A 13,345-nucleotide genomic window follows, 5' to 3' on the forward strand; every position below is an offset into this window, starting at 1 on the left:
ATATCGCGCCTGCCGACGTGGCGGCCGAGCTGGCCGCGGCGCTGCCGGAACGCGACGGCGACGAGTACCTGCTCTACGAGCGCGACGGGGCGTGGACACTGGCCATCGGCGTGCAGGCCAGCGTCGAGCTCGACAACGACGAACTGCGCATCGTCCGCGACGGCGTCATCCAACGGCAGGACTGGTCCGGACGCCCGGGGGAGGCCCTCGGCGAGGCGGTGGACCGGCTGCTGCTGGAGACCGACCACGCGTTCGGCTGGATCGCGTTTGAATTCGGCGCCTACCGGTTCGGGCTGCAGCACCGGCTGGCGCCGGGAACCCCGCTGGCGCGGGTGTTTTGGCCGCGGACCCGCATCGTCGTCACCGCTGAGGAGATCCGCCTGTTCGACGCCGAGGACCGGCATCGCGGGGCGCTGGATCGGCTGCTGGCCGACGGGGTGCCGGCGACGCCGGCCCCGTCGGCGGTCGAGGTGGCCGCCGACGGGGCCGACTACCGGCGCCGGGTGGCCGCGGCCATCGACGAGATCCGCGGCGACCGCTACCAGAAGGTGATCCTGTCGCGCTGCGTGGACGTGCCATTCGCCGTGGACTTTCCGTCCACCTATCGGCGGGCCCGGCGGCATACCACCCCGGTGCGGTCATTCCTGTTGCGGCTGGGCGGAATTCGGGCGCTGGGCTTCAGCCCGGAACTGGTGGCGGCGGTCCGCCGCGACGGGCTGGTGGTCACCGAACCGCTGGCCGGCACCCGAGCGCTGGGCCGCGGCGACGTGCACGATCGGCGGGCGCGCGAGGACCTGGAGTCCGACGCCAAGGAGATCGTCGAACACGCCATCTCGGTGCGCACCTCGATGGCCGAGATCGACGAGGTCGCCGAGCCGGGCAGCGCCGCCGTCACCGATTTCATGACGGTGCGGGAGCGGGGCAGCGTGCAGCACCTGGGCTCGACGGTCAGCGCCCGCCTGGACGCGGCCCACGACCGGATGGATGCGCTGGAGGCCCTGTTTCCGGCGGTCACCGCGTCCGGCATTCCCAAGGCCGCCGGGGTGGACGCCATCCTGCGCCTGGACGATTGCCCGCGGGGGCTGTATTCCGGTGCGGTGGTGACGTTTTCCGCCGACGGCGAGCTGGATGCCGCGCTGACGCTGCGGGCCGCCTACGAACGCGACGGGCGGACCTGGCTGCGCGCCGGCGCCGGCATCATCGACGTGTCCAGCCCCGACCGCGAATTCGAGGAGACCTGCGAGAAGCTGGGCACGCTGGCCCCGTACCTGATCGAGCGGTCCTAGCGCGCGGCTCTTGCGCCGACTGTGCGGTGTGATACCCGATACGCCTGCCTGGCGTATGGAATCGCACAGTCACGAACGCGACTGCTCGGCGTCTTCTAGGTAGTCGGACAGCAGCCGGCCGACCATGGATTCGATCGTCGACTCGATCGACGACGCCAACGTCGCGGTCACCGACGCGACGGCCTGGGTGCGGAACCGGACCAGCATGGTGATCAGCTCGGCGATCTCGGTGTCGGCCGACAGCGGTTCGCCGGGTTTGATCTGGTCGACGACGTGCTCGGCGCCGGCGCGCACCAGGATGTCGCTGATCGCGTCGATGTGCGGCAGGGTCTCCTCGTATAGGCCGATGAGCCGGTCGATCCCGATGCCGTAGCCGCGGATCTCGTTGAACGCCTCGATCAGCTTGGGTCGGGTCACGGTGGCCTGCCCGTCGTCCAGGCGGATCAACCCCAACGCCACCAGCCGCTCGAACGCGGCCCGGTCGTCGATCAGCCGTTCGGCCTGCGCCCGCGGCATGGTCTGGGGTCGTTCGGTGGTCCAGCTGCCCGCAATCGCGGTCTCCAGGCCCAGCACATCGCCGAGGTTCTTGCCCTCCTCCCACGCGCCGAGCATCTCCTTGACGTGGGCGATGTTGTAGCCGCGGTCGAGCATCGAGGTGATCAGCCGCAGCCGGGTCAGGTGAGTGTCGTTGAACAGCGCGATCCGCCCCACCCGCAGCGGCGGCGGCAGCAGGCCGCGGTCGCGGTACACCCGGATATTGCGGGTGGTGGTGCCGGCCAACCGGGCCAGGTCGTCGATGCGGTATTCCCCCGACGGCGCGGTGTGCTGCGGGTGGCGCACCGCGGCGTCGAAGAGTTGGGCGACCGCGGTTTCGATGACGTCGCGGGACTGGCGGCGCACCCGCCGCGGTACCCGCCGCACATTGGCCAGCACCCCGGCGATCGTGCCGGCTTCGGGTCGTCGCTCCGGGGCCATCAGGCGGAGGTGACGGCGACGCGCGCGTCGGCGTCACGTGCCACCGCGTGGTAGTCGGCGAACCGGAAGTCGGCCATCTGTCGAAGATACTGGGTGGCGAATCCGGGATACATCGACGCGTTGAAGCCGTCCTTGGTCAGATACCAGCTGCGGCAGCCCGACATCCACGTCGTCTTGGTGAGCCGGCGCTGGATGCCCGCGTTGTAGCGGCGTTGGATGTCCGCGCGCACATCCAGGTAGCGCAGATCCTCGCCGAGGATGGTGGTGATCGCGCGCACCGCATAGTCGAGCTGGCCTTCGATATACACCAGCAGCGAGTTGTGGCCGGGCCCGGAGTTGGGTCCGGTCATAAAGAACAGGTTGGGGTAGCCGTGCGCGTTGATGCTCTTGTACGCCTGCGCGCCGCCGGCCCATTCGTCGGCCAGCGACCGGCCGCCGATCCCGGCGACCGGGTAGGGCGGGCCGGTCAGGTGCACGTCGTAGCCGGTGGCGAACACGATGGCGTCCAGGTGGTGCTCGACGCCGTCGCTGGTGCGGATCCCGGCCGGGCTCAGGGTCGCGATCGGCCAGTCGATCAGCTTGCAGTTGTCGCGCTGCAGCGCGGGGTAGTAGTCGCTGGACACCAGCATGCGTTTGCAGCCCGGGGTGAAATCGGGGGTGAGTTGCCGGCGCAGCCACGGATCCTTGACCTGGCTGCGCAGGTGGGCCTTGCCCAGCCGGGCGACGAGCCCGGTCAGCGGCGTGTTCCACACCAGCGCGGTGGCACTGGCCTCATGCCCCCAGAACAGGGCCTGCCGGGCAAGCTGTTGGGCCGCAGGGACTTTCGAGAACAGCTCCTGGACCGAAGGCGGGATCGCCACGTCGAGGCGGGGCAGCACCCAGCCCGGGGTGCGTTGGAACACCTTGACGAACTCGGCGTGTTTGACGAGCTCGGGAACGATCTGGATGGCGCTGGCGCCGGTGCCGATCACCGCGACCCGCTTGCCGGTGAAATCGTAGTCGTGATCCCAGTGGGCACTGTGGATCTTGTGGCCGCGGTAGGTGTCCAGGCCGCGCAGGTCGGGGAAGCTGGAGTCCGGCAACGGACCGGACGCCAAGATCACGGTGCGGGCCCGGAACCGTTTGCGCCCCACGGTGGCGCTCCACACCCCCGCGGCCTCATCGAAGACCAGCCCGCTGACTTCCTGGCCGAACCGGATGTGGCGGCGCACGTCGAACCGATCGGCCATCTCCTCGATGTGCCGGCGGATCTCGTCGGCGGGGGAGTACGCCCGCGACCAGGTGGGGTTGGGAACGAACGAAAACGAGTACAGCAGCGACGGGATGTCGCAGGCCGCACCGGGATAGCTGGTGTCACGCCAGGTTCCGCCGACCCGGTCGCTGCGCTCCAGGATCACCAGGTCGTCGACGCCGGCCTTTTTGAGTTTGATCGCCGCGCCGATGCCGGTGAAGCCGGCGCCGACGATCAGCGTTTGATAGGTGTGGTTGCCGGCCATGGGGTTAGGCCGCCGGCTCGTAGGTGAGCTCTTTGAACCAGCTCGGTATCGGTTTGAGTAGCCGCTTCGGGTAGAAGTCGGACAGCCACACCGTCGGATTGGCCAGCAGGTGATACGGACTGCGCGGGTTGGCCACCAAGCTGGCGTATCGTTTGACGATCTGGTAGGCCGGCACCCGCCAGGTGTGTTCGCCACGCTCGCCCAACTGCTTGAACCGCAGCAGCGCGGTGTACAGGCGCTCGGGATCCAGCCCCATGCCGATGATCTCGTTGCGCACCCGGTTGAACAGCGGTACGGCCATCAGCGCGCCGATGATTACCCCGGGGGAGGCGACGTTGCCGACGAACTCGATCGCCAGCCGGCGGGCGTCGGCGTGCCCGATCAACTCCAGCACGGCGAAATCGACGGCGAGGTGCCGGGATTCGTCGTTGTTGATCTTCTCGAAGACCTGGTGACACACCGGGTCGTCGACCTCTTCGAGCAGGAACTTCAGCAGCGCCCCATCCAGGGCGACCTCCAGCATCGGGATCACGGTGCCCAGCAGCGACAGCGGCATATCGTCGGAGTAGCTGTCCAGCCACTGCATGGCCAGCCGGATGTTGACGTTGGGTTCGGGCAGCTCGGCGCCGTCCAACATGCCCCAGCGCTTCATCAGCGCCAACTCGGCGTTGGCGTGGCGCTGCTCCTCGGCGTGGAAGTAGCGGTAGATCTCGGCCAGCGTCGCGGTAGGGGCCTTCTTCGCCAGCGCGGCGAACCCGCGCGCGCCGATGTTTTCGATCCAGCACAGGTCGGCCATGAACGCCTTCAGCTTGGGCCGGAGCTCATCGCTGATGGTCTCGGCGCCCGGCGCGTCCCAGTCGATGTCGGCCAGCGCCCACTGCCGGTCCTTGATCTTCGCCAGCATCACGTCCATGTCGATGGCCATGTGCGTCGCTCCTTTACTTAGTGGGGCCGGGCTCGGGACAGCAGGCCGAGCGCCCGGGTGTACGTTTCTGGGGCGAAACGTTTGATATCCCAACCGATCTTGGCGTCCAGCTGCGGCATGCAGTACAGCCCGCCGCGGTCATGGGTGTCCAGGCAGGTCCGGGCGACCTTGGTCGCGGAGAAGCCGGTCCAGCGCATCAACTTGGCGGCCAGGTCCGCCGAGTCGCTGGTGATGCGGCCGGTTTCGACGATGTTGGTCTTGACGAACGTCGGGCACAGCACGGTGACCGCGATCCCGGTGCCGGATAACTCGGCGGCCAGGGTTTCCGACAGCGACAGCACGCCGGCCTTGCTGACGTTGTAGGCGGCCATGCCGGGCGCCGCACCGAAGGCGGCCGCCGAGGCGACGTTGATGATGCCGCCGTAGCCGGCCTCCCGCAGGATCGGGGTGAACACGTGGCAGCCGTGGATCGGGCCCCACAGGTTGATGCCTAGCGTCCAGGTCCAATCCTCCAGCGGCACTTCGCCGATCGGGGTTCCGCCGGCGCCGACTCCGGCGTTGTTGATCACCAGGGTGGGTGGGCCGTCAAAGAAGTCTTGGGCGGCGGCGGCCAGGTTTCCGACGTCGTCGATCTTCGACGCATCGCAGTGCACCGCAACCGCTTTGCCTTGCTGTGCGGTGATGGCGTCGGCGGTGCGCTGGGCGGCGGCGTCGTCGATATCGCTGCACACCACGGCGCCGCCGCGCTGGGCGAGTTCGGCGGCGAACGCCGCGCCGATCCCGCTGCCGGCGCCGGTCACCACCGCCGCTGCGCCCCGGCTGCGTTTCTTGGTAGTCAGGCCGAGCATTGCGCATCCGCTGCGACAGCGTCCGTCATGCAATTGAGTCAACAACAAATGGTGACATTCGTCAATGGCACTTTTGGGTTGGGCTGGCCGACGCGGTGTCGGTGCTGGACACCTGGGCGTTCTGGTGGGATTAGCCGGCGTCGCAGGTGCGAGCGTGCGCAGATCCGGGATTTTCGTCGGCGTGTCGACCGGGGACACGCACGCTCGCGCCAAGGGCGACCCGTTCTGCAATCGCTTTTTTGTCGATTTTGCCGACCGGCGTCAGCGGCAGGCCCGGCAGCGCGACCAGCACATCGGGGCGGGCGTGGGTGGCCACGCCGCGCTCGTCGAGGTAGCCGTTGACCTCCGCCAACGTCACCGGATCCGCGTGGAAAACCACCGCCGCGCAGATCCGTTCACCCAGATACTGATCGGGCAGCGGCACCGCCGCCGCGCTGCGGATCGCCGGATGGGTCAGCAGCTGCTCCTCGAGGTCGGCGGCGGCCACCGTCTCGCCACCGCGCTGGATGACGTCCTTGACCCGGCCGGTGACCTCCAGATACCCGTTCGCTAGCCGGCGGACCTTGTCGCCGGTGCGAAAAAACCCGTCCGGGGTGAACGACCGCTCGTTGATCGCCTTGGCGGCGAAATACCCGTTGAGCGTGTAGGGGCCGCGCACCAGCAGTTCCCCCTCCTCGCCCGCGGGCACGTCCGCCCCGGCGTCGTCGACGACCCGCAGCTCGTCGGCGTCGCACAGCGGCGCGCCCTGGGTGGTCTCCACCAGCTCGGGCGGATCGTCGAGCCGGGTGTAGTTGAGCAGCCCCTCGGCCATCCCGAACACCTGCTGCAACCCGGGCGTCAACGCGGCACGCACCCGGCGGGCGTCGTCGGCGGCCAGTTTGGCCCCGCCAACCTGCAACAGCCGCAACGTTTTCGGGGTCACCGGCTCCCAGTCGCAGGCCTGCGCCCACAGGCTGGCCAGCGCCGGCACCAGCGCGGTGACGGTGACGCGGTGCCGGTCGATCACCGCGAATGCCGACTCCGGGCTCGGGTCGGCGGTGAACACCGTGGTCGCCCCCACCGCGACGGCGCCGAGCAGCCCGGGGCAGGCCAGCGGGAAGTTGTGGGCGGCCGGCAGCGCCACCAGATACACGTCGTCGGCGGTCAATCCGCACAGCTCGGCGCTGGCGGTCGCGTTGTACACGTAGTCGTCGTGGGTGCGGGGGATCAGCTTGGGCAGCCCGGTGGTGCCGCCGGAGACCAGCAGCAGCGCCGGCGCCCCCGGGTCGACGTCCACCGCCGGCGGCTCGGCGGGGCCGGCCAGCAGTTGCGCCCAGGATCGGAACGGTCCCGGGTCGCCGGCGACCACGACGTGGCGCAACCCGGGCTGCTCGGCGACCAGCCGCTGCGCCATCGCCCGGTAGTCGAATCCGGCTGCGGCGTCGGCGATCAGCAGGGCGGTGGCCCCGCTGACGGTGGCGAAGTGGCTCAACTCGGTGGCCCGGTGGCCGGGCAGGCACAGCACCGGGATCGCCCCGGCCCGCAGCAGCCCGAACAACGCCACCGCGAACTGCGCGCCGTTGGGCAGCTGCAGCAGCGCCCGGTCCCCGGGGGCGATGCCCAACCCGGCCAGCCCCGCCGCGGCCCGGTCGGCGGCCGCGTCCAGGTCGGCATAGGTCAGCGCCTCGGCGGGGTCGCGGACCGCGACCCGATCGGGCCAGCGCCGCGCGGCCTCGGTCAGCAGCGAGTCCACCGTGCGGCCGCGCCAGTAGCCGGCGGCCCGGTAGGCCGCGGCCCGCTCGGCGGGAAACGGCACGAACCCGTCCTCCATCGGTCTCCTCGGGTCGGCGTGTGCTGCGGGTCGAATATAGGGTAGCGTCCACGAAGTTAGGGCAGCCTTTACTAACAAGGGAGGGCAGTGTGGCTGGTGCGGGCCTGAGCGAGGCGGACATCCGCGCGGCGGTCGCCGACCTGCTCGGCGTGACCGCCGCCGCCGTCGACCCCGGCGCGGACCTGATCGGTCAGGGCCTGGACTCGATCCGGATGATGGCGCTGGCCGGGCGCTGGCGAAAGCAGGGCATCGACATCGATTTCGCCGCGCTGGCCGCCGAACCCCGCATTGACGCCTGGTCGACGCTGCTGGCCGCGGCCACCGCGGCGGACCTGCCGCAGCCCGCCGCCACCGACGCCGACGCCGCCGACGCACCGTTCCCGCTGGCCCCGATGCAGCACGCCATGTGGGTGGGCCGCCAGGACAACCAGCCGCTGGGCGGGGTGGCCGGGCACCTGTACGTGGAGTTCGACGGCGGCGAGATCGACCCGCAGCGGCTGGCGACCGCGGCCACCGCGCTGGCCACCCGCCACCCGATGCTGCGGGTGCAGTTCACCCCGGACGGCACCCAGCGGATCGGGCCGGCGACGGACTTCCCGGTCACCGTGCACGACCTGCGCGACCAGGACCCGGCGGTCGTGGAAACCCGGCTCGCCGACATCCGCGACGCCAAGTCGCATCAGCAACTCGACGGCCAGGTGCTGGAACTGACCCTGTCCCGGCTGCCCGGGTCGCGCTCGCGGCTGCACGTCGACCTGGACATGCAGGCCGCCGACGCGATGAGCTACCGCACCTTGATGGCCGACCTCGCCGCCCTGTACCGCGGCACCACCCTGCCCGCGCTGGGCTACACCTACCGCGACTACCGGCAGGCCATGCTGCGCCGCGACGCCGAGCCGGCACCGGCCCGTGACGCCGACCGGGACTGGTGGGCCACGCGGCTGCCCGACTTGCCGGACCCGCCGCGGCTGGCGTCGCACCCCGAGCAGTGCGAGTCACGCACCAGCAGCCGCCGCTGGCACTGGCTGGACCCGCACACCCGGGACGCGTTGTTCGCCAAGGCCCGCGCCCGCGGCATCACCCCGGCGATGACGTTGGCCGCCGCCTTCGCCAACACGCTGGCCCGCTGGTCGGCCGGCCCCCGGTTTTTGCTCAACGTGCCGCTGTTCGGCCGCGAGCCGCTGCACCCCGACGTCGACCGGCTGGTCGGCGACTTCACCTCCTCGCTGCTGCTCGACATCGACCTCACCGACACCGCCACCGCGACGGCCCGGGCGCACACCGTGCAAAACACCATGCGGACCGCCGCCGCGCATGCGGCCTACTCCGGGCTGTCGGTGCTGCGCGATCTGGGCCGGCACCGCGGCACCCAGGTGTTGGCGCCGGTGGTGTTCACCAGCGCACTCGGGCTGGGCGAGCTGTTCGCCGGCGAGGTCACCGACACCTTCGGCGCCCCGAGCTGGATCATTTCCCAAGGCCCCCAGGTGCTGCTGGACGCCCAGGTCACCGAGTTCGACGGCGGCGTGCTGGTGAACTGGGACGTGCGCGACGACGCGTTTTTACCCGGGGTCGTCGACGCCATGTTCGCCCACCACATCGACGAACTGACCCGGCTGGCCGGCGACGACACCGCCTGGGACGCGCCGGCCCCCGCGGCGCTGCCCGCCGCGCAGCGGGCGGTGCGCGCGGCGGTCAACGCCGGCACCGCGGAGCCCAGCGGAGAAACGTTGTACGACGGGTTTTTCCGCCGCGCCGAGCAGCAACCCGACGCGCCGGCCGTCTACGCGAGCACCGGGGAGCTCAGCTACCGCCAGCTGCGGGACCAGGCGCTGGCGGTGGCGGCGGCGTTGCGCGACCTCGGGATCCGGGACGGCGACACCGTCGCGGTGCTGGGCCCCAAGCACGCCGACCAGATCCCGGCGCTGCTGGGCATCCTGGCCGCCGGCGGGGTGTACCTGCCGATCGGCGTCGACCAGCCCGCCGATCGGGTGACCCGCATCCTGGACACCGGCGCGGTCCGCGCGGTGCTGGCCTGCGGGACGCACCCGGTGACCGCGCCGGGGGTGCCGGTGCTGACCGTCACCGACGCCGTCGCGGCCGGCGCCGGCAGCCAAACCCGCCCCGCGGCAACCGATCCCGCACAGCTGGCCTACGTGCTGTTCACCTCGGGTTCCACCGGCGAACCCAAGGGTGTCGAGATGACGCACGACGCGGCGATGAACACGGTGGAGTTCTTGTCCCGCCACTTCGAGATCGGGCCCGCCGATCGCTGCCTGGCGTTGGCGACGCTGGAAAGCGACCTGTCGGTGCTGGACATCTTCGCCATCCTGCGCGCCGGCGGGGCGATCGTGATGGTCGACGAGGCGCACCGCCGCGACCCGGACCGCTGGGCGGCGCTCATCGACACCCACCGGGTGACCGTGCTCAATTTCATGCCGGGCTGGCTGCACATGCTGCTCGAGGTCGGCGCGGGGCGGCTGTCCTCGCTGCGGGTGGTGCCCGTCGGCGGCGACTGGGTGCGCCCGGAATTGGCGCGCCGGCTGAGAACCGAGGCGCCCCGGGTGCGGTTCGCCGGGCTGGGCGGCGCCACCGAAACCGCGGTGCACGCCACGCTCTGCGAGGTCGCCGACCCGCCCGCGCACTGGACCGCGGTGCCCTACGGCACCCCGTTCCCCAACATCGCCTGCCGGGTGGTCAACGCCGCCGGCGACGACTGCCCGGACTGGGTGCCCGGCGAACTGTGGGTGTCCGGCCGCGGCATCGCCCGCGGCTACCGCGGCCGGCCGGATTTGACCGCGCAGAAGTTCGTCGAATACGACGGCCGAACCTGGTACCGCACCGGCGATCTGGTGCGCTACTGGCCGGACGGCACGTGCGAGTTCGTCGGCCGCGCCGATCACCGGGTCAAGGTCAGCGGCTACCGGATCGAACTCGGTGACGTCGAGGCCGCGCTGCGCCGGGTGACCGGCGTGGTCGGCGCGGTGGCGGCGGTGGTGCCGACCGGCCCGGATTCGGCGGTGCTGGCCGCGATGGTCCGCGTCGACGACGACCGGTGCACCGCGGCCCAGATCCGGGCCGGGCTGGCCGATTTCGTTCCGGCGCACATGATTCCGCAGCAGGTGACGCTGGTGGACCGCATTCCGTTCACGGTCGGCGGGAAGATCGATCGGCGGGCGGTTACCGCCGACCTGACCGCCGCCGTCGCCGCCGGCGGTGCACCCGGCTACCGGGCCCCGTCGACCCCGGTGGAAAAGGCGCTGGCCGCCATCGTCGGTGAGCTGCTGGGGGTGCCGGACGTCGGCGTCGACGACGATTTCTTTGCCCTCGGTGGGGATTCGGTGCTGGCCACCGCGGCGGTGGCCCGGATCCGGACCTGGCTGGATGTCCCCGACGCGGCGGTCGCCGACCTGTTCGCCACCCGCACCGTCGCCGCGCTGGCCGGCCGGCTCGCCGACCGGGAGCCGGACCCGGGCCGGCTGGATCAGGTTGCCGAGGTGTATCTGGACATCGCCGGCATGGACAGCGCCGCGGTGCTCTCCGAAATCGGCGCCCAGTAAGGGTTTAGGCGATTACCCCGGTCAGGTCGAACTCGGCCAGGGTGCGCGCCGCCAGCTCGCGCAGCGCGGCTTTGCCGTTGTCCGCCCCGGGCTGGTAGGCGGCCACGGTGATGGACAGCCGCCCACCCAGGCGCATCGACAACAGCGACAGCTGGCCCAGGGTGTGTTCCAGATACCCGCGGGTCAGGTGTTGTTCGGCGCCGCGGCCGTAGACGTAGTCGGCGGCGGTGCCGTCGGGGCACGCCACCGCCGGGTCGAGGTCGCCGAGGTTGGAACAGGCCACCGGCAGCTCGCCGTAAGCGAACGCCGCCTCGGATAGCCGCGCCAACACCGGTTTCGGGACGAACGGGATCAGCGGGGTCAACGGCAGGATCGGCGACGCGGCGTCCGGGTGCTGCCGCAGCGTCCCCAGCTCCCGCCCGATCGTCGCCCGGATGCCGGCCAGGTCGGTGGGCAGCCCGGCCGGGTCGACCCGGGCGTCGACGAACGACAACGCGTTGGCGCGGGTGTCGCCCGGTCGCCGGTCGCTGATCGGGAACTGCACGGTGACCACCCCGTCGTGGCGGCGGCCCAGGCGCTCACCGAGGGTCGCCGCGAACGCGGCGGCCAGGTGGTGGGTGGTGCCGCCCAACGCGGCGGCGCGGGCATCCCAGTCCGCGACGTCGAGGTAGATCGTGATCGACGGGACGACGATCGGCGCATCGCCGTCGGGAACCGCGACCGCCGGTGGGGCTGCGCCGGCCGTATCGTCCTGGTGGCGGCCCTGTTTGACCGCGGCGAGCACGGCCCGGGCCACCGCGGGCGCGTCGCGCACGGTTTGCCCGGCGTCGCGCAGCAGCCCGCGCCACCGGGTCACCGACCCCGGCGGCGGGTAGTCCAGGCCGAGCCGGACGCCGCGGGCCGCGTCGGCGATCGCGCCGGCCAACCCCAGCCCATCGATCAGGCAGTGCGACGCCACCAGGCTGACCGCGCTGGCCCCGTCGGTCAGCGGCAGCACGCCGAGATGCCAGCCCGGACCGCGTTCCGGGTCGATCCGCAGTTGGGTGCGTTCATCGGCCCAGTCGCCGACTTCGCCGCGGGGACGCGCGGATTCGGCGATGTCGATCTCGGGCGGTCCGGGGTCGGTGACCCACCGGTGCCGGCCAAACGGCAGCGGGGAGCGTTCGATGCGGCGCCCCAGCAGGCCGTGCGACAGGTTGCGGTGAAAACGCCGCAACCCGTCGAGGTCGACGGCGCGGTCATACACCCAGACACACTGCACCACCGCGTCGCGCCCGGTGGCGCGCAGCGTCGCGAACAGGGTTTGGTCCATGAACGCTAACGTCGACGGCGCGGTGGGCTGGGCGGTGCGCAGCGGTTCGGGCGCCGTTGTCTTAGAGGAGGGCACTGAAGTCCAGCAGGCTCAGCAGACCACCGAGGTCGGTGACGTTCATCAGATCCATCGCGGCCGCCGCCACCGTGTCCGGGAGCGGATCGAGATTGGGCAGGCTGGCCCCGAGCTCGGTCAGCGCGCTTTCCAGCGTGGTGTCCAACGCGATGATCGGTTCATAGATCGCGTTGTTGAATGCGCTGATGTCGACGGCGGGGACGCCGATCGCCTCCGCCAACCCGGTCAGGTTGGTGTCGATGAGCACCACCGGACCCTGCAGGGTGTCGACGGGGACCGGCGCCAGGATCGCGCCGGCCTCGCCGAAGTCGCCGTGGCTCAAGTACTCGGTGGCGTAGATCAGCGCCTCCAGGTCGCCGCGGAGCAGGTTGCCCGGTGCTTCGACGTCGTAGACCAGCGCATCGGCCGGCGTCGCGGGCGGGACACCGGACGCGGGCAGCGTGCCGCCGAGGACGTGTTCGACTTGGGCGTTAAACGCCAGGTCGTCGGCGCGGAAGGTTTGGAACCACTCGTTGATGGGGTTGGTGGGCTCGGGGTCGACGGGCGTGGACGCGGCGGCCAGCAGGAAGTCGGCTGACGCGGCGGTGACCGGCATGGCCGCGGGCGCGGTGACGCCGATCGTGACCAGCGCGGCCGCCAGCAGGGCACCCGACCGGGTGCCGCCGACCATGCTCCGGTCGAAACCTGTCATCGCTACTCCCATTTCCGATCCCATCCAATCCCATCCAGCGCGCGGCTACCGAGTTACCGGCGCTCGCGCCCATCCGCTGTGGCCCGCGCCATATAAGCACACAACCCGCGGTAGAAATCCGCATCTGCGTATATTTACGTCGATTTAACCCGTATCTGCGCTTCATTACTGGTCGGGGTCGGTGGCCCAGCTACCGGGCAGCATCGGGGCGGTGGGGCCCGCGTCGTCGCCGCTCAGCGTGGCCAGCCCGGTCGCGCGGGTGGCGCCGGTGGGGGCGGTCCCGGCAAACCCCAGCCGGCCCGCACCCCGGTCCGACGCGGTGGTCGACGCGTGGTCCCCGGCCGGCGGGGTGGCGGGGGCGGCCGCCATG

Annotated in this window: 10 protein-coding genes; 2 read left to right on the forward strand and 8 right to left on the reverse strand. The window is 71.2% G+C overall.

All coding sequences use genetic code 11. The annotated features are described in order from the left end of the window. Positions 1 to 1,286 (forward strand): salicylate synthase (locus BKN37_RS20930; protein ID WP_071028882.1); only part of this gene is annotated, 1,286 nt, incomplete at its 5' end. Between the two features lie 69 nt (positions 1,287 to 1,355). On the opposite strand, the gene BKN37_RS20935 is transcribed toward BKN37_RS20930, so the two are convergent. The 5 genes from BKN37_RS20935 to BKN37_RS20955 all read right to left on the reverse strand — a co-directional run bounded on the left by BKN37_RS20935 (position 1,356) and on the right by BKN37_RS20955 (position 7,340). Continuing rightward, positions 1,356 to 2,261 (reverse strand): MerR family transcriptional regulator, encoded by a 906-nt coding sequence (locus BKN37_RS20935; RefSeq protein ID WP_071028883.1) that lies wholly within the window; start codon positions 2,259 to 2,261, stop codon positions 1,356 to 1,358. Next, complete coding sequence (locus BKN37_RS20940; protein ID WP_071028884.1) at positions 2,261 to 3,757, reverse strand: flavin-containing monooxygenase; 1,497 nt, start codon at positions 3,755 to 3,757, stop codon at positions 2,261 to 2,263. The genes BKN37_RS20935 and BKN37_RS20940 overlap by 1 nt, the downstream gene beginning before the upstream one ends. 4 nt (positions 3,758 to 3,761) lie before the next feature. Further along, complete coding sequence (locus BKN37_RS20945; protein ID WP_071028885.1) at positions 3,762 to 4,682, reverse strand: reductase; 921 nt, start codon at positions 4,680 to 4,682, stop codon at positions 3,762 to 3,764. Between the two features lie 17 nt (positions 4,683 to 4,699). Next, positions 4,700 to 5,530, reverse strand: a complete 831-nt coding sequence (locus BKN37_RS20950; RefSeq protein WP_071028886.1) for an SDR family NAD(P)-dependent oxidoreductase — start codon at positions 5,528 to 5,530, stop codon at positions 4,700 to 4,702. Between the two features lie 130 nt (positions 5,531 to 5,660). Next, complete coding sequence (locus BKN37_RS20955; protein ID WP_083341940.1) at positions 5,661 to 7,340, reverse strand: (2,3-dihydroxybenzoyl)adenylate synthase; 1,680 nt, start codon at positions 7,338 to 7,340, stop codon at positions 5,661 to 5,663. A gap of 89 nt (positions 7,341 to 7,429) precedes the next feature. Between BKN37_RS20955 and BKN37_RS20960 the strand changes: the two genes are divergently transcribed. Then, positions 7,430 to 10,897, forward strand: a complete 3,468-nt coding sequence (locus tag BKN37_RS20960; RefSeq protein WP_071028887.1) for a non-ribosomal peptide synthetase — start codon at positions 7,430 to 7,432, stop codon at positions 10,895 to 10,897. A gap of 4 nt (positions 10,898 to 10,901) precedes the next feature. Here BKN37_RS20960 and BKN37_RS20965 read toward each other — a convergent pair whose 3' ends face one another. The 3 genes from BKN37_RS20965 to BKN37_RS29305 all read right to left on the reverse strand — a co-directional run. Further along, on the reverse strand, positions 10,902 to 12,284 hold the full coding sequence (locus BKN37_RS20965; RefSeq protein WP_242657312.1) for a hypothetical protein: 1,383 nt from the start codon (positions 12,282 to 12,284) through the stop codon (positions 10,902 to 10,904). Further along, positions 12,271 to 12,975, reverse strand: coding sequence for a hypothetical protein (locus BKN37_RS20970; RefSeq protein WP_131823662.1), 705 nt, complete (start codon positions 12,973 to 12,975; stop codon positions 12,271 to 12,273). Before BKN37_RS20970 ends, BKN37_RS20965 begins: the two co-directional genes overlap by 14 nt. Positions 12,976 to 13,140: 165 nt before the next feature. Next, positions 13,141 to 13,345: PPW family C-terminal domain-containing PPE protein (locus BKN37_RS29305; RefSeq protein ID WP_071028890.1), on the reverse strand; the 205-nt coding region annotated here is incomplete at its 5' end.

The organism is Mycobacterium talmoniae (assembly GCF_001854525.1).
Classification (GTDB): domain Bacteria; phylum Actinomycetota; class Actinomycetes; order Mycobacteriales; family Mycobacteriaceae; genus Mycobacterium; species Mycobacterium talmoniae.